Raw genomic sequence first — 16,305 nt, forward strand, 5'->3', positions numbered from 1 at the left:
GGGTGGCCTGCAAGTTGCAGATGATCTCGCAGCTACTCCCGCGCTCCTTCAGAGCGCGGCTTTGAGCGAGAATGCCGCACATCCAACACCCAGGGCTTGCGCCCTGGGCTGACTCCTGCGGGCCTTTGGCCCACGGCGCAGGGGCTTGGCGAGCCTTGTTGATAGCAAATCGCAAAACACATTTCCGTTTAGCAGGCTGACTCTGGAAAGAAAGTCATAGGCTCCGACGGCGGCTGGCTGGAGACAGCCAGCCCTACCTCGCTTTGGGACGTGGCAGGCGGCGCTGAAGCCAGTCCATGTCCTCCGGCTGCAGATAGCTGAGGTAGAGCGTCATCATCGAGAGAAAGAACAGCATCAGGTTGTATGACATGAGGCTGATGCCCGCGTGCAGGAGGATTCCTGCACCGAAGCCAAACCAGCGCCAGCGAGGAACCATGAGCAGAATGGGAATCGCGAGCTCAATGAGCAGCACCAGGTAAGTGACGATTTTCAGCAGGAAACCATAGTTCAGCACCCAGAGGCCGGGCCACCGTGCATTGTGGGAGAGCAGGAAGAAACTCATGAAGTCTCCGCTCATCCAGTATTCATTGTCCAGCCTTGCCAGCACGGCCTGCAGATAAATCGCCGCCAGCTGCACCTTCATCAGAGTCAGGCCATAGCATGGCACCTGCAGCTCAGTTGGAGCCCGTTTGCGCGCTCTGCGTGAGCGCAACGACCAGCAGGCAGGCATGGGGGAGACCAGCACCAGAAAAGAAGTGCAGCGCAAGACCTCATCCCAGCCCACCAAGATCAGCGGATCACGCATGGCATAGGACACATACCAGACATACACAATGCCGGCAGCCACCCGGGGCCACACGCCCAGCAGCAGCATCACCATGCCGCAGCCGCTGAAAAACATGTAGTTGCTGACGGCGCCCACGTCACGGCACAGGTCAAACACAGACAGATAAGCCCCGACGGTGTACTTCCGCACGACTTCCTGATCCGCCATCCCCACATCCGTGAAGAAAGTCTCACGATCCGGCCAGATCTGCATGAGATTCAGCAGCGACACGAACGCGAACGCGATTCGTATGCAGGCATACAAGCGGGAATCCACCGGGGTCAGAAACAAACCGGTGAAACGGGATTGAAGACTTTGGGGGCCCGTCATCATGGAGTGGGTGGAGCCGTTGTTTTACTGGCAACGAGCGTGCCGAGCTCAAAGGGCCCCAGCACGGAAGGGCGCTCGACAGCGATCTCCTTGAGCGAGCGTACTCCCAGCAGGCTGCGGGTGTAGGCAGGGATCACCTCCAGGCTCACCAGGGTCCGGGGGCTGTAACGCCCCGTGCGGAGCAGCGCCTCCGCAGCACTCTTCATGTAGGACTCACGAAACACGCCTCGTGTGGGATTGAAGACGACATTGGCCATCCAGTTGTTCAGCCGCACCTGGTCGTGCTGGGAAAAACGCCGCAGTCCCGGCAGCACCATGCCCACCTCTTTGGGTTTTTGTCCTTGCTCCTGGACGATCAGCCGCGCTTCCGTGCGGTGCATGTTGGGAATGGTTTCAAACATGGTCCAGAGCTGGTGGCAGCGGGTGACACGCTCATACAGGTTGAACACTGAAGACACATGAATCCGGTCTCTCCAGCGCGTAGGCAGAGCACCGAACAGAAGAAAGACCAGATGTGCCGAGGCAAAAACCACGATCATTATTTTTCGGCTGGACTGGGAGGGCGCACGCATGGGCTGTGCCGCCAAGAAAGAACCGTGATGCACCATTCATCAAACGATTAGAGCAGCATTCGGCGCCTGCGGAGCACTCATGCTGCATGGGTTGTGCGGGTCTGGTCAGCTTTTGCGGGGCATTGTATCATTTGCACGGCTGTCAGACGGATTATCATGCTGCATGGAGCTGCCCGATGTCATCGAACAATGCCTGAGCCTTCCCGGCGCGGAAGAAACGCAGCCGTTTGGACCTGAGGCGCTCGTTTACAAAGTCGGCGGCAAGATGTTTGCGGTCACCTCACCGGATGAGTTTCCCGCGCGCATCAATCTCAAGTGCGACCCCGAGCGCGCCATCGAGCTGCGTGACGAATACAAGGGCATCAAACCCGGCTGGCATATGAACAAGAAGCACTGGAACACCGTGATGCTGGATGGGAGTGTTCCGCCAGCGCTGGTGCGGGAGCTGGTCAAGCATTCGTATCAGCTCGTGGTGGACGCGCTGCCGAGGAAGGTACGGGAGGGGTTGAAGAAAAAGAGCTAAAGGAGAAGTCCCGTGGCGAATCAGGAAGTTTATTTCTGTTTAGCTGGCTGTCTCTTACTTGAAAGTCGTGGGCTTCGACGGCGGCTGGCTGAGGACAACCAGCCCTACCTCATGCCGGGCGTGCGAGTGTTCATGGCGTGAAGGTAGGGCGGTTGGTCCTCCAACCGCCGTCGAGCGTCTCTGTGCGCTCTTTTCAGAAATCGCTCGCCCCGCAGCATCGATTCACAGCAGTCCGAGTTCCTTCATGCCTGCTTCGTCCAATGCCGAAAAAGATTCGCCATTCCAACGAACGGGGGCCGAGGTGCGTGTGCCGACACGGGGACGCGTCAGCGGCGATGGTGATTTGACTGGGACGATACGCGCCACGGCCACGGTTCCCTGACGCAGCATTACCTCCTCTCCCAGAGCCACTTGCTGTAGCAATTGGGAGAAGTGAGTTTCAGCGTAGTTGAGGGTGACTTCCATGATTTAATTGTCGCTTTCCAAACTTAGGGCGTGAAGATGACAAAAACACGGCAGGTCAGCCATCTCACCCCACCACCAGCTCCACCGGACAGTGGTCACTGCCCATCACATCCGCACGGATGGTGCATGACTTCAGTGCGGGTTTCAGTTTTTCCGAGGCGAGCCAGTAGTCGAGACGCCACCCGATGTTTTTCGCCCGTGCATCGGGCGTGCGCTGGGTCCACCATGTGTAGCGGCCGGGGTTGGGATCAAACTGGCGGAAGACGTCGAGGAAGCCGGCGTCGAGGTGCTTGGTGAAGCTGGCGCGCTCGTCATCGCTGAAGCCGGGGTTCATGCGGTTGGATTTCGGATTGGCGAGATCGATTTCCTGATGCGCGCAGTTGAGGTCGCCGCAGGCGATGACGGGCTTGGTCTTCTCCAGCTTCTTCAGGTGCGCACGGTAGGCATCGTCCCAGGAAAGGCGATAGCTGAGGCGTGCGAGTTCAGCCTGCGAGTTTGGCGTGTACACATTCACGAGGAAGAAGTCCGGGAACTCGACGGTGATGAGACGGCCTTCGCGGTCGTGCTCGTCGATGCCGAAGCCCAGCGTGTTCGTCTTGAAGGGCACGCGGCTGAGGATGAGAGTGCCGGAATAGCCTTTCTTCACCGCACTGTTCCAGACGGCGTTGTAGCCGCTGAACCAGCCGAGATCCACTTGGTCCTGCTGCGCCTTGGTTTCTTGCAGGCAGATGACATCGGCATCGCCGTCGAGCATGTATTCGCGGAGGCCTTTGCCGAGGGAGGCACGGATGCCGTTGACGTTCCAGGAGGTGAGTTTCATGGGGAAAAATGACGAATGACGAATGTTGGAATGCCGAATTAGAACGGAAATGGGGATCGTGAAAGCGGGGAATCGGTGATGTTGCGGATCGAGGTGTTAGCACTTTGACTGCGGCATGAGTTTTGATCTGCTGGCACCGCATTACCGCTGGATGGAGGCGCTGTGTGCCGCGGGTCAGGTGCAGCGCTGCCGCACGGCATTGCTGGGGACCATTCCAGCGCCGCGGCAGGTGCTGATCTATGGCGAGGGCAATGGCCGCTTTCTCGTTGAGCTATGCCGTCGCTTTCCTCATGCGCGCGTGACCGTGGTGGAAGCCAGTGCGGTGATGATCGATCTCGCACGTGCGCGGCTGCGGCGTGCAGGACTGGCAGGTGCGCAGGTGGAATTCATCCATGCAGATGCTTTAACATGGCAGCCACCCACGGCGGTGTTTGATCTCATTGTGACGTGCTTTTTTCTCGACTGCTTTCGTGCGGATCAACTGCAACATCTGGTGCCAACCATTGCCAGTGCCGCCACAGCAGATGCGCATTGGCTGCATGCGGATTTTCAAATTGCGCCCGCAGGCCTTCGGCGTGTGTGCAGCCGCGTGATCGTGGGGATTCTGTATGCGTTTTTTCGCTGCGTGACACGACTGCCCGCCCATGAACTGGTCAATGTGGGACCCTATTTGAGGGCTGCAGGATTCACGCGGTGGCAGCGGCGTGAGTTCGTTGTAGGCCTGTTGTTTTGCGACTGCTGGAAGCGTGAAGAGATTGCGTCTCATACTCTTCTCATGCCCGTCGCATAACTTGCTTACTGGATGCCAATCCACGCGGATCAAAGCGAACGTATCCATGCTTTATATGCGGCATGGACCCTAAACCACACTCCCAAAACCGGTGGTTGCTTGCGCTGAGCCTCAGCGTCGTAGCAACCGTGTCTTTTTCAACCGCCACTGCGGGCACGCCCGTCGCTGCGAAGAACCCCGCACCCGAGCCGTTTGACTGGAAGGAGAACACCATCTCCCCGGTCACGAATCCGATGTACTTCGAAGATCCGGTGATCCGCTCCGAAATCCGCCCGATCTTCATCTATCACAACTTCGACAACCAGTTCGTCACGGGTCGTGGCAGTGCACGAGTGGGAGCTGTCCAGTTCCGCTATGCGATCACGGACCGCCTTGCCTTCATCGCGACGCAGGACGGTTATCTGAACATCAATGGCACCGGAGTGAAGGGCAGCGGCTGGATGGATCTGGCCGCCGGCTTCAAGTACGCGCTGATCAATGACGTGCAGAATCAGTTCATCCTCACCCCGGGCTTCACGTTCCAGCTCCCGACCGGTGACAAAGATGTGTTCAATGGTCGTGGTTCAGGCCAGTTCAATCCCTTCATCTCCTTTGCGAAGGGTTACGGCGATCTGCACATCACAGGCAATGTCGGCGCACTCATTCCGATGCTGCGCGATGAACAGAACACCATGGCGCATTACAGCCTGATGGTGGACTACTACGTCAGCAAATGGTTCATCCCCTTCGCCACCGCGAACTTCTGGACCACGCTCAACAATGCCTCCAACATCCCCGGCCTGCGCAGCAACGGCTATGATGTGATCAACTTCGGCGCGGGCAATGCCAGCGGCGCCACCCAGGGCATGCTGGGCCTTGGTTTCCGCTCACGCATTCAGAAGAATGTCGATATCGGTTTTGCCTATGAAATGGCGGTTGTGAAGCCCTACGGCCTGGCCAACACCCGCTTCACCATGGACATGAGCATCCGCTTCTAAGTTCGAGTTTTAGTCAGGTTGAGTCAGAAGTTAAGTTGGTTACGCACGGGGACGAAAGTCCCCGTGCGTTTCTATTGCGGGCCGGTTGTTTTGAGGTTGGCGAGGCAGGGCAAAATGATCTAAGTTGAGGGATAGGGTCGCCGTTATGATCCCCCCGACAACCATGACACGCCAAACTCTTTCCTCTGCCGCTGGCGCACTTGCGCTGCTTCTCGCTCTCAATTCCTGTGGCAAGCAAGAGCAGCCCGCCGCCACGCCGCCGCCTGCGCCAGCACCCGTGGCAGCCAAGCCCGCCGCACCGGCTCCTGTCCCCGCCCCTGCTCCCGTCAAACCTGCGGAGCCGGTGTTTGCCGCTGCGCCCGTGGATTTGAACGGCTTTGGCAGTGACGAGCCCGTTTTGCGCGTGAATGAACCGACGCGCGGTGTGATCGTCATCGAGCCCAAGGACATCAAGCACACCTCCCAGCAGCACTGGGATCAGTATGACTGCACCAGCTTCAATGCCAAGCGCTGGGGCCGCTACGAGGTGCGCGTGACCTACACGCTCAGAAATGCCACGCTGGGCACCCAGTTTCGCTTTGCCCAGCAGCCGCTGAAAAAGACGCTCACGGCCACCAGCCAGCCCAAGCAGGCCGTCTATGGGACGGTGTATGTGGAGAAGCCCACGATGTATCCCTTTTCCCTCTATGCTGCCGCCACCGGGACGGAGCCGGGATTTGAAATTCATGAAGTGGCCTTTGTGCCAGCGCCTGAAGGCCCCGCGCCCGTGCAGGCTGCGGATGGCAGCATCGTGCTGGAAGCCAGCAGCGCCACCACGTGGTCTGAAAACATGCGCTTTGAACCGAAAACCGAGAAAAACTGCCTCGGCTTCTGGACGAGCGAGGACGACTTCGCGGAATGGGATTTTGAGGTCACCAAGCCGGGCCGCTACAAGGTGACCGTGGTGCACGGCTGCGGCACCGGCAATGAGGGCAGCGAAGTGGCCGTGAAGCTGGGTGAGCAGGAGCTGAAATTCAGCGTCAAGGACACCGGGGGCTTCCAAAAATGGTCTGAAGAGCAGGTGGGTGAAGTGGAGATCAAAAAACCGGGCAAGATGCGCCTCGTGATCGATCCGGTGTCGAAAGCCAAGAGCGCCGTGCTCGACGTCAACAAGGTTGTGCTCAAGCCGGTGAGCTGAATTCTGCATGCATGGACTGTGCGCGCACCTCCACCCGTGATCCCGAAACCTGGCTCGATCTCGCGCCGGAGTTTTCGCAGGCCATGGCGCGGCAGGTGCGCGGCTGGATTCAGCGCTGGGAGCCGGATCTGACGGAGTCCATCAAATGGAACGTGCTGTGTTTCAGCGGCAGGAAAAACATTTGCGGACTCAGTGCGTGCAAGAAGCACCTCGGCATCACCTTCTTTCGCGGCACGGAATTGCGTGAGATCACGAATTTGTTTGAAGGCGGTGAAGCCAACACCAGCATCCAGACCATCCGCGTCACCCGGCTGGAGAAACTGAATGCGAAGGCCTTTCAGCGACTGCTGCACGCTGCCGTGGCGCTGGATGCCGATGAATCTGCCAAGCCACCAACACCTAAGCAGCGCGCCGAATGGCCGATGCCTGCGGCGCTGGCGAAGGCGCTGAAGCAACACCCGGCTGCGGCTGCGGGATTCAAGGCCATGAGCATTTCCTGCCAGCGTGAATACAAGGTGTGGATCAGCACCGCGAAGCAGGAGGAGACCCTCCAGCGCCGCCTGGGCGAAACACTCCGTGCTCTCGCCTCTGGCAAAAAGTGGGCGCAGCGCAAAGAGGCGTGAAGCTTAAGGCAGGTGCTCCAGCCGATCCGGCACGCCGTTGTTGTTGCTGTCAAAGGGCAGCGGATCCTCGAGACCTTTGCGCTGGTCCTCATCGTGATCGTTGTCGGGCTGCAGCCATGCGTCGTCGTCATTGAGCCATTCGCCCTGCTGGAGCAGCGCGTGCCAGAGCTGGACCGCTGCATCAGCGCGTGTGAGCGGACGCTGTGCAACGTCTTTGCTGAAGAGCCCTGGATTTACGGGCAGCTTCAAAGCGGTGGCCCAGCGATAGAGCGTGGCCCAGTCGGCCTTGTTGTCGGGATTGAAGGTCTTGTCCGTCGTCACGATGCCCCAGGAGCAAAGGGATTCGATGGCCGCGCGATCCGCATCGTCCTGGCCCACATCGCTGAAGCGAGGCGCTGCAGCGACTTTCCACTCCGGTGCATTTGCTCTGGCGCGGATGACCCGGGCCAGCACGCGGGCGAGCTCGCGGCGCGACATGGGGTGCTCCGCATTGAAGAAGACGCTGCCCGCTTCCGCAGGCCAGATGCCGCGCGCCGCCAGCATGTTGGCGGCCTCAAAATGAGAAGCGTCGGTGGGGAGATCCTGCCAGGGCCAGAGCAGTATGCCGGGACCGCCGGTGCCGCGCACGAGGCGCAGCTGAATCTCGCGCCAGTTTTTTTGCGCAGCCGCTGCGGCACGGGGCTGGATGCCATCGCGCAGGCAGAGCCACGCCAGGGTGGCGCTGGCCTGACCGACGTGCATCATCTGGCCGTGCAGGCGCAGCGCACTTTGCACCACGCTGCTGACGCCGATGTTCTTGGAGCAGCCGAGCAGGCCGTTCATCTGCACCGGCACAAGGCCGCGCAGCGGAAACATCGCGCGGTCGGTGTCGGTGTGCCAGCCGCGAGAAGGCGTCTGCACGTACAGCCATGGTCCATTGCGATCTTCGCTGAGGAAGCGGCGGCGCGTGGGATGGAAGTCGATGTTGAACTGGAAACCGAAGAGGCCATCGGGGACCATCACCTTGGCCCATTTGGGCTCGCGTGTTTCAGCGCGGATGTCCTGCTCGCGCAGCATGTAGAGGGCTTCGAGGCGCAGGCCTTCGCGCACGTAGGGCTTCGGGGGCAGCAGATCCGATGTGCCGAACTCGGTGGTGAGTTTCATGTTGCGGAACGTCTGGGGGAAATCGCCCACACGATCATGCACTGCGGTTTGCAGATGGTAGAGCATGCCCAGCGTGTGCTGCTTCGCGTCGTCGAAGATGAGCTGCCGCTGCGCAGGCGAGAGATCGACGATGTTTTTCTTCGATGCGCCTGCTTCGGTTTTTTCGAGCGCATCCACTACACGCTGTGGAAGATGGCACAGCGGATAATCCTGCACCGGCCAGTTTAGAAATGTTGCCTCCGTGCCCGGGGCGAGGTTGTTGTGCCAGCGATCCACGAGGCGTCGGTGCGTGTACACACTCCAGCCCGACTGGCTGTAGGTGCCCGTGCTCATGTCGCTGTCCACCCATGGCGGTGTTTTATCGAGCTGAGCAAAGGAGCGTGCGTCGTAGCTCGCGGGTTTGGGGATGGTGCTGTTCTTACCTGCTTCGCGGAGGACGACGCACCAGGAGAGGGGATTCATTTCCTGCTGGCCGGCGTCATCGAAAGCGGCGGGTGCACTGGCTTCGCCGAAGCGTGATTTTAGATCCGGGCCTGCACTGTATTTCGTGCCGCTGAGGCGGATGACATCGCCCCAGTCGGAGGAGTCGAGGGTGAGCTTTGCGCGAATGGTCAGGGGTGAGGCAGACGAACGACGAACGAAGGTGACCGCGGTGACGTGGTTGTTTTCGACAGTGACCTTGTCCGGCTGCCAGCCGCGCTCGATGCGCAGTACTCCGGATTCCACGTACGGTTTCACGAGTTCCTCGAAAATCTTCGCTGCGGCTGCGGGTTCTATGGTTTCCGTGCCGCAGTAGGCGTTTCCGGGAGAGGGGATGCCGTAGGTCTGCGAATTGTGCGCGCGGATGCGGTGGATGACCTCGCTGTAGATGCCGCTGCGGGGGAAGTTGACGCGACGGCCGTTCACACCGGTCCATTCATCCGGACACCCCACGCCTTCCGCGCTGAACAGTCCGCCGAGCCAGTCGATGTCATTGACGAGGACGATCTTTTTTACGCCGAGACGTGCGGCCTGCACAGCTGCTGCACAGGCTGATTCATTGCCACCGACGATGAGGAGGTCGGCCTCGAGGGTGGGTAAGTCGGCGGCGTGAAGAGAAATGCCGATGAAGATGGAGAGAAGACAGGGTGCGTACTTCATGGAAAAGAGAGTTGGGAATCCGTCAGTACGGTTCAATCCAGCCAGTTCGCTGCTTTCAGGCCCGGCACTTTGATGAAATGAACCAGGTTGCGAGTCAGCACAGTGGCATCGTGAGCGAGGCCGATGGCGGCGATCTTGAGGTCCTGCGTGCCGGCCTGAGGCAGAAGTTTGCGCAGGTCACGAAAGACCACCGCAGCTTGATCATCGAAGGGGAGCAATGTGAGCTCCATCAGCAGTTCGAGGCTGTGCTGGAACTGTGCATAGCCATGGATCTGCTTCTCGCTGCCGGCCTTCTGTTTGCGAATGAACGCGCTCCAACCCTCGCAAACTTCCTGCGCTGTGATGACCGTGGTCAGCACTTCGGCGCGGTGCTTGGTGAATCGTTGCTTCAATCGCGCGCCGTACCCGGTGTCATGCACGAGTTCGGCGAAGTGGTTGGTATCCAGCACCACAAACATCGGCCTACCAGTTTTCTTGGTTGGCCTGCTTCCGCCATTTGGCTCCAAGCCGCATGGCCTCGGCGAAGTGATGATCGTCCTTGGCTGCGCCAGCGATCTTCTTCCAACCACGGCCAGATGGGCTCATGCTGGCTTCGATCCTGGCAACACGGCGCTTCAGATCGATGATCGTTTTTTCGAGAACCTTGGTGCTCATAAGAGAATTTTGCCATGTTTGGGAGGCATTCGCAAGCGTACCCTTCGCACGCAGGCTTACACCCCTGCCACACGCACGGTCGCGTAGCTTTTCTTGCCTTTGCGGAGGATGCAGAGGCGGCCGCCGAGGAAGTTTTCGGGGGTGAGCACGGGTACTTCTCCGGCTGGTACTTGGGCGTTGTTGATGTAGAAGCCGCCGCCTTTCATGAGTCGGCCGGCATCGCCTTTGGAGGTGGCGAGGCCGAGGGTGACGAGGAGGTCGGCGATCTGTGGGATGCTGGCGAGTTCGACTTCGGTGCTCGGTGCAGAGGCAGTGGCTTCGATGAGGGTGCCGACATCAGCCGTGGCCAGATCGGCACCGCCAAAGAGGGCCTGGGAGGCGAGGATGACTTTTTGCAGCTCTTCTTCGCCATGCACCATGCGCGTGACTTCGGCGGCGAGGCGTTTGTGGCCGCTGCGCTGTCCGGGATTGGCATTGTGCTCGGCTTCGATGGCTTCGATCTCTTCGTGTGAGAGCAGCGTGAACTGGCGCAGGAAACGTGGCACGTCCGGGTCTTCGGAGTTCACCCAGAACTGGTAGAAGGCGTACGGGCTGGTCTTGGTGGCGTCCATCCAGATGGCACCGGCTTCGGATTTGCCGAACTTTTTGCCGGAGCTGGTGGTGATGAGCGGGAAGGTGACCACGTAGGTCTGCTGGCCGCGCATTTTGCGTACGAGGTCGATGCCGGCGGTCATGTTGCCCCACTGGTCGCTGCCGCCGATCTGCACCGTGCAGCCGTGGCGCTCATTGAGCACCACGAAGTCGTACGACTGCAGGATCATGTAGGTGAACTCGGTGAACGAGATGCCGCTTTCGAGACGGGCGCTGACGGATTCCTTCGCCAGCATCCATGCGATGGTGAAATTTTTTCCAATGTCGCGCAGAAGCTCCACGGCGCTGAGTTTGCAGATCCACGAGGCGTTGTCTTCGATGATGGTCTGTTCAGGGACGAGGATGCTGCGGATCTGCACCTCGATGCGCTTCACAAACTCAGCGACGGTCTCGGGCGTGTTGAGCGTGCGCTCGTTCGCCTTGCCGCTGGGGTCGCCGATCAAGCCGGTGCCGCCACCGACGATGGCGATGGCCTTGTGTCCATGCTCCTGCACGCGGCGCAGGGCCATGAGCGGCAGCAGATTGCCGATGTGCAGACTGTCAGCGGTGGGGTCAAAACCGCAATAGAAGGTCTGCTGCGTCTTGAGGGCTTCCTTGAGGGCTTCGAGGTCGCTGCACTGCTTGAGCAGGCCGCGCCATTCGAGATCGGCGATCAGGTCGGTCGTGGGCATGAGAAGGGGAAATGACGAATGACGAATTTAGAATGACGAAAAGGCGGTGGCCCGCTCAACTTCGTCCCTTGCGAGGTGGATGGCGGTGAGACGCCTTTAGGGCGTCGAGCCCGGTTCAGAGCGCAGGAGCTGGGAACCGTTGAATCTTTCGTTGGGCTTGAAGAGCCAGCCGGGGCTTTCATTGCGGACTTCCCAGCGGCGAAGTTCAAACTCAGGCAGCACGAGGTTGCTGTTGGGGTCGAAGACCTTGCGGCCCGTGAAGCGGCCCCAGAGGGTGTACTCGGCATTGTGATCGTCCCCGTAGGCGTAGCCGCCATCGGTGGGCTGCTCGGGCAGACGATAAGGGATCTTCTGGTGGCGCTCGTTCATGATGACGAGCTTTGAGTTCTCCCAGGTCTGCCCCGGACTGCGCACATAACCCCAGAGATGGGTGTGATTGATGTAGAACCGGCGGCCGATGAAGTAATCCCCGCGCGGCTCCATGGCGATCTGACGGTGGCGTGCCTCCACCATGGCAGACTGCTGGGGAGTGAGACCGGTGGTTTCACAGCCGGTGATGAAGAGGCTGGCAAGGCAGAACAAAAAGGAGAAGAGGGCGCGGCGTGGCATGGCTGCGCCCACTGTGAAGCGTGCCGGAGCCGTCGCAATGGGAAAGGCGCAACTTGATGAAAGTCAGCCAGCCTCCCCTTCGTCAACGGGCCATGCGTTTTCTGCCCCTCCTCGCTTTCTTTGCTACAGCCGCTTTCGCCGCCGACACACCGAACATCGTCATCATTCTGGCGGACGACTATGGCTATGGCAGCGCCGGGTGCTATGGCGCGGATGGCAGCCTGGTGAAGACGCCGAACATTGATCGTCTGGCGAAAGAGGGGCGGCGTTTCACGGATGCAAACACGACTTCTTCGGTCTGCTCGCCCACACGTTACTCGGTGATGACGGGGCGCTACTGCTGGCGCACCTCCCTCACGCATGAGGTGCTGGGCACGTTTTCTCCGCTGCACATCGAAACGACGCGGCTGAACATGGCCTCGCTGCTCAAGAAGCACGGCTATCAAACCGCCGCGATCGGCAAATGGCACCTGGGTTATGGGACGGATGACGGCTCGCTGAAATGGCGCACGGACTACACCGCTGAGCTTTCGCCCGGGCCACTGGACATCGGCTTCGACTACCATTTCGGCGTGCCGAGCAATCATGGCGATCTCACCGGCGTGTTTGTGGAGAACCGCTTCGTGTATGGCCTGCGCAGCGGCAAAATCCCCGTCGGCATGAAGCTGCACGGCCCGGATTCTGACGATCCGAATTTCAAAGCCACCTACGGCCCCGAAGACACAGAAGGCGGCAAGGCGACCATCCTCGATCTTGATGCGCCACGGCGTGTGAATGAACGCGTCATGCCGCTGCTCACCACCAAGGCGGCCGAGTGGATCACGCAGCAGAAGAAGGGCACACCTTTCTTTTTGTACTACACGCCCGTCGCGGTGCACAATCCCGTCACGCCCGAGAAGGACATTGCCGGACAGAGCAAGGCTGGACCTTACGGAGATTGGATTCTCGAGCTCGACCGCAGCGTGGGCGGTGTTTTGAAAGCGCTGGATGACAAGGGCATCGCGCAGGACACGCTCGTTATTTTCACCAGCGACAACGGCGGTGTGTTCACGCCGACGCGTGATACCGTGCAGACGCAGGCCTTCAAGGCCGGGCTCAAAGTGAATGCCGGTTTTCGCGGCGGCAAACACGACGTCTGGGAAGGCGGGTTCAAAGTGCCCTTCATCACCCGGTGGCCTGCGAAGATCCCTGCGGGCACCGAATGCAATGACATGATCAGCGTAGCCGACATTCTGGCCACCACGGCGGCCATCGTCGGAGAAAAGCTGCCCGCTGCCGCCACGGCTGCAGAAGACAGCTTCAACGCGCTGCCCGCCTTCCTCGGCACCCAGGACGCCGCACCCACTCGCGATCATATGTTCATCCACAGCTCCGACGGCGTCTTCGCGATTCGCAAAGGACCCTGGAAATGGATCGAGGGCATTCCTGTCAGCGACATCAAACTCGGAGCACGCAAGGCCCACGCGACACAGTTCAAACCTCAGCTCTATAACGTGAAGGAAGATCCCGCCGAGACGACAGATGTCAGCGCGCAGAATCCTGAGGTGGTGAAGGAACTGAGCGTCTTGGTGAATCGCTACCGCGATGGCGGCTACAGCCGCGAACTGCCGCCCATCGTGGAGAAAAAGCCGCAGGCGGCACTTCCCGCACTCTTGGGAAGCCCGGTGCTGGCGCAGGATTTCAAAGCACTGCCGGTCAAGCCGTGGACCCTGACACGTGGTGCCTGGCAGGTGCATGATGACGCCATCTGGAATCCCGCGCCAAAGACCGAGGAACAGGGCGCTACATTGACCGGACCTTTGCCGATCACGGACGGCACCTTGCAGTATGACATGAAGCTCCACACCGCAGGTCGTCATTCGCTGCGCATTCACACGGCTGGCAAGCATTCCTTCCGCATCGTCGTCAGCAGCACAGTGCTGGAGATCACCAAGAATCCCGACCAAGGGCAGGACAAGAGCCAGACGGAGCCGCTGGCCCGGCAGAAGATCAAACTCAATGCCGAAGACTGGCAGACATTGCGCATCACCTTCAAAGGCGATCAGGTGACCGCTCAAATCGCAGGAGTCACGGCGACAGGCAAACACCCGGTGATCGCTGAGGCCAAGGAGCAGGTCAATTTGATCGTGTTTGATGGTGAGTCTGGCTTCAAGAATTTGCAGGTGGTGAAGTGATAGCATCAGCCGTTGAAAAGGAGTCCATTGTGGCAACGGTCCGCATTTCCTGCCTCTCTACATTCCAAGGACGGCGCACCTTTTTGAGCGCCCGCGACGCTGCAGACCCACAAATTCGGACCCGCACAGCGGTTCCCTACCAGCGCTGCGGCACGCGCTGCTCTGGATGGTGGGGCTGCGTTGCGCGCGTTCGTTCCATCGTGGGCTGCCGCCTCATCGCATGCCCCTTTTAAAAGCTCCCGCGGGTGTGACGTGCGGAGCAACGGACCTGTATTCAACAGATCATGGTATGAACAAGTCCTGGCATGCGCTTTCTGTCGAAAAATGCCGTGAGCCGTTTCGATTCCAGAGGCTTCACGGCTCAGAGACAGGCCTGTTTTCAGCGGATCGTGACATAACGGATCCACGTGCCAGAGCGACCGTCAGCGGCAGCCAGAATAGCAGTCCTTCGAAACGTGGCGCAGTTGCCAGCGAGGCCAGTGATTCGCCATCAAACAGCAACCCGCCGCAGCCAAACGCCAGCAGCGCGATCCACGTGGCATCTCCTTGAACAGCCAGTCGACGTGCACGCTTGATTCCATGGCTGAGAACCAGCAGCAGCAGTGCCGCACCGACGATCCCACCATGTACGAAGGTGGCCAGGAAGGCGCTGTGCAGGTGAGACATCATGGAGATGTCAGCTTTGGCCTGCAGTTCGCATTGCCAGATCCCGCACACCCCCCACTGGCCGGTGCCGAGCCAGAGATTGTCCATCGCATTCCACCCAGCCCGGTAGATATCGAGGCGGCTGTTGTCGCCACGCTCGACCGCTTTTTGAAAATGATGGGTGATGCCGGGCGCAGAGGCAGTGACAGCCGCCGGTTCCGAACGCCAATGCGCCAGGTGTGCAAACAGAGGGGCGCTGGTGAAATAGACCGCTCCTGTCAGGAGGAACACACAGACCGCCACCCTGCCACGCCGCCAGCCGCGTGCTGACAGCAGCACCGCATGGCCGCATGCCAGTGCCAGCATGGCACCGCGACTGCCGGAAAGAAACGCCGCGAAATGCAGCAGCACGATGGCGGCCCAGGCGATCCTGCGCGGCAGAGGCGTGGCCTCATGCTCCATCAACGCCGCGAGCCACAAAGCGGCAAAGCCGAAGATCAATCCCGTGCAGACCGGATTGAGTCCCCCGTGAACGAGCAGATTCATGAGCCGCTCTCCCGCCTGATGATGGGGCAGCACGAAATACGAAAGCAGGATGCTGATCAGCGCGGCGAGAGCACTCGTCATTCCCGTCACCCAGCCCACGGCGTGCAGGGATTCACGGCTTTGCGCCTGCTGCCAGACGAGCGCGCAGAACATCACCAGCAGGCTGACGCCGACGATGCCACGCATGATTTCATCCAGCGTGCGATCTGGCACGAAGGGGATCTGGATGCAGGAGCGCACCGTCATCCACAGCAGGAAGGAGATGACTGAAAGCGCGCCGACATCCGTCTGCCAGCGCCTGAGGTGCGGCGTCCAGTCTGTCAATGCCAGCGCGGGCAATCCTGCGATCAACAACCACCCGAGATGCACCCAAATATTGGGCAGGCAGGAATGACCCGCCACAAAGCCGGTCACGGCGATTTGTCCCGCCCAAATTCCGGCCATGGAGCGTCGCAACTCATGCGTTGCGCACTCGTTGATGAAGGCAGGTGTCAGGCTTTTCACGCAAACCAGAGTAAGGCCGCAAGCAGGATCAGCAAGAGCGCACAGGTGAGCGCCGCCATGGCTGAACCCTGCCAGGAAAGCGGCTGCACGACAGCCTCTGCGGGATTGCGCGGATGGTAATACACCGGCACCTCCGAGCCCTGCGTGAGACGGGTGATGAACTGCGTGGTTCGGCCGGCCGCGTTGCCCACGGCCTGATGAGTGAAGCGGTTGCCTTCAAAAGTTTGCCCGCCCACGGTGTAGGAGTAGCGCAGCACCGGGTCATACAGCAGGCAGCCGTCCGGGGTTTTCTGTTTTCCGCGCCGCATTTCCGCCATCACCACGCGGCCCTCGGTGCGCCGCCAGCCACGCATCGACCATGCGGTGCTGAAGCGACGGAGAAAATAGATGAAGGCAAACAGCGCGAAAACGGCACCAAGAAGTACGATGTGGGTCATGAGAAGAAGTGGCTTGCGGCACTCCAAA

The 16,305-nt window shown here is 60.1% G+C and carries 17 protein-coding genes; 6 read left to right on the forward strand and 11 right to left on the reverse strand.

Annotation, left to right across the window (positions count from 1 at the left end; all coding sequences use genetic code 11):
* Positions 1–253: 253 nt before the first annotated feature.
* Both AC24GY_RS05635 and AC24GY_RS05640 read right to left on the reverse strand, forming a co-directional pair.
* Positions 254–1,159, reverse strand: coding sequence for an HTTM domain-containing protein (locus tag AC24GY_RS05635; protein ID WP_487681026.1), 906 nt, complete (start codon positions 1,157–1,159; stop codon positions 254–256).
* On the reverse strand, positions 1,156–1,728 hold the full coding sequence (locus AC24GY_RS05640) for a hypothetical protein (RefSeq protein ID WP_487681028.1): 573 nt from the start codon (positions 1,726–1,728) through the stop codon (positions 1,156–1,158). Before AC24GY_RS05640 ends, AC24GY_RS05635 begins: the two co-directional genes overlap by 4 nt.
* Before the next feature lie 163 nt (positions 1,729–1,891).
* On the opposite strand from AC24GY_RS05640, the gene AC24GY_RS05645 reads away from it, so the two are divergent.
* Positions 1,892–2,251: an MmcQ/YjbR family DNA-binding protein gene (locus AC24GY_RS05645; protein ID WP_487681030.1), complete on the forward strand. Its 360-nt coding sequence runs from the start codon at positions 1,892–1,894 to the stop codon at positions 2,249–2,251.
* 222 nt (positions 2,252–2,473) lie between these two features.
* Here the strand turns inward: AC24GY_RS05645 and AC24GY_RS05650 are convergent, their stop codons facing one another.
* Together AC24GY_RS05650 and AC24GY_RS05655 are read right to left on the reverse strand one after the other, a co-directional pair.
* On the reverse strand, positions 2,474–2,716 hold the full coding sequence (locus tag AC24GY_RS05650; RefSeq protein ID WP_487681032.1) for a type II toxin-antitoxin system Phd/YefM family antitoxin: 243 nt from the start codon (positions 2,714–2,716) through the stop codon (positions 2,474–2,476).
* 64 nt (positions 2,717–2,780) lie between these two features.
* On the reverse strand, positions 2,781–3,536 hold the full coding sequence (locus tag AC24GY_RS05655) for an exodeoxyribonuclease III (RefSeq protein ID WP_487681034.1): 756 nt from the start codon (positions 3,534–3,536) through the stop codon (positions 2,781–2,783).
* Positions 3,537–3,651: 115 nt separating this feature from the next.
* On the opposite strand from AC24GY_RS05655, the gene AC24GY_RS05660 reads away from it, so the two are divergent.
* The 4 genes from AC24GY_RS05660 to AC24GY_RS05675 all read left to right on the forward strand — a co-directional run bounded on the left by AC24GY_RS05660 (position 3,652) and on the right by AC24GY_RS05675 (position 7,103).
* Positions 3,652–4,326, forward strand: a complete 675-nt coding sequence (locus AC24GY_RS05660; protein WP_487681036.1) for a class I SAM-dependent methyltransferase — start codon at positions 3,652–3,654, stop codon at positions 4,324–4,326.
* A 128-nt stretch (positions 4,327–4,454) separates the two neighbouring features.
* Positions 4,455–5,303, forward strand: a complete 849-nt coding sequence (locus AC24GY_RS05665; RefSeq protein ID WP_487681038.1) for a hypothetical protein — start codon at positions 4,455–4,457, stop codon at positions 5,301–5,303.
* Positions 5,304–5,466: 163 nt separating this feature from the next.
* The gene (locus AC24GY_RS05670) at positions 5,467–6,480 is read left to right on the forward strand and encodes a DUF5077 domain-containing protein (protein WP_487681040.1); all 1,014 of its coding nucleotides are present in this window, start codon (positions 5,467–5,469) and stop codon (positions 6,478–6,480) included.
* An 11-nt stretch (positions 6,481–6,491) separates the two neighbouring features.
* Entirely contained in the window at positions 6,492–7,103 is a 612-nt protein-coding gene (locus tag AC24GY_RS05675) for a DUF1801 domain-containing protein (protein ID WP_487681042.1), read from the forward strand.
* A 3-nt stretch (positions 7,104–7,106) separates the two neighbouring features.
* On the opposite strand, the gene AC24GY_RS05680 is transcribed toward AC24GY_RS05675, so the two are convergent.
* The 5 genes from AC24GY_RS05680 to AC24GY_RS05700 all read right to left on the reverse strand — a co-directional run bounded on the left by AC24GY_RS05680 (position 7,107) and on the right by AC24GY_RS05700 (position 11,971).
* Positions 7,107–9,386, reverse strand: a complete 2,280-nt coding sequence (locus AC24GY_RS05680; RefSeq protein WP_487681044.1) for an FAD-dependent oxidoreductase — start codon at positions 9,384–9,386, stop codon at positions 7,107–7,109.
* A gap of 32 nt (positions 9,387–9,418) precedes the next feature.
* A complete protein-coding gene (locus tag AC24GY_RS05685) occupies positions 9,419–9,844 on the reverse strand; it encodes a type II toxin-antitoxin system VapC family toxin (protein WP_487681046.1) in 426 nt (141 codons plus the stop codon).
* A 4-nt stretch (positions 9,845–9,848) separates the two neighbouring features.
* A complete protein-coding gene (locus tag AC24GY_RS05690) occupies positions 9,849–10,040 on the reverse strand; it encodes a hypothetical protein (protein WP_487681048.1) in 192 nt (63 codons plus the stop codon).
* A 56-nt stretch (positions 10,041–10,096) separates the two neighbouring features.
* Positions 10,097–11,362: a tyrosine--tRNA ligase gene (gene tyrS, locus AC24GY_RS05695; RefSeq protein ID WP_422322835.1), complete on the reverse strand. Its 1,266-nt coding sequence runs from the start codon at positions 11,360–11,362 to the stop codon at positions 10,097–10,099.
* A 96-nt stretch (positions 11,363–11,458) separates the two neighbouring features.
* Positions 11,459–11,971 carry a hypothetical protein gene (locus AC24GY_RS05700; RefSeq protein ID WP_487681050.1) on the reverse strand — a complete coding sequence of 171 codons (513 nt, stop codon included), beginning with the start codon at positions 11,969–11,971 and terminating at the stop codon, positions 11,459–11,461.
* A 92-nt stretch (positions 11,972–12,063) separates the two neighbouring features.
* On the opposite strand from AC24GY_RS05700, the gene AC24GY_RS05705 reads away from it, so the two are divergent.
* The gene (locus AC24GY_RS05705; protein ID WP_487681052.1) at positions 12,064–14,145 is read left to right on the forward strand and encodes a sulfatase family protein; all 2,082 of its coding nucleotides are present in this window, start codon (positions 12,064–12,066) and stop codon (positions 14,143–14,145) included.
* 354 nt (positions 14,146–14,499) lie between these two features.
* Here AC24GY_RS05705 and AC24GY_RS05710 read toward each other — a convergent pair whose 3' ends face one another.
* Together AC24GY_RS05710 and AC24GY_RS05715 are read right to left on the reverse strand one after the other, a co-directional pair.
* A complete protein-coding gene (locus tag AC24GY_RS05710) occupies positions 14,500–15,780 on the reverse strand; it encodes an O-antigen ligase family protein (RefSeq protein ID WP_487681054.1) in 1,281 nt (426 codons plus the stop codon).
* Between the two features lie 56 nt (positions 15,781–15,836).
* Entirely contained in the window at positions 15,837–16,277 is a 441-nt protein-coding gene (locus AC24GY_RS05715) for a DUF3592 domain-containing protein (protein ID WP_422322843.1), read from the reverse strand.
* Positions 16,278–16,305: the final 28 nt, after the last annotated feature.

This window comes from Prosthecobacter sp. Pr1, from assembly GCF_057652315.1.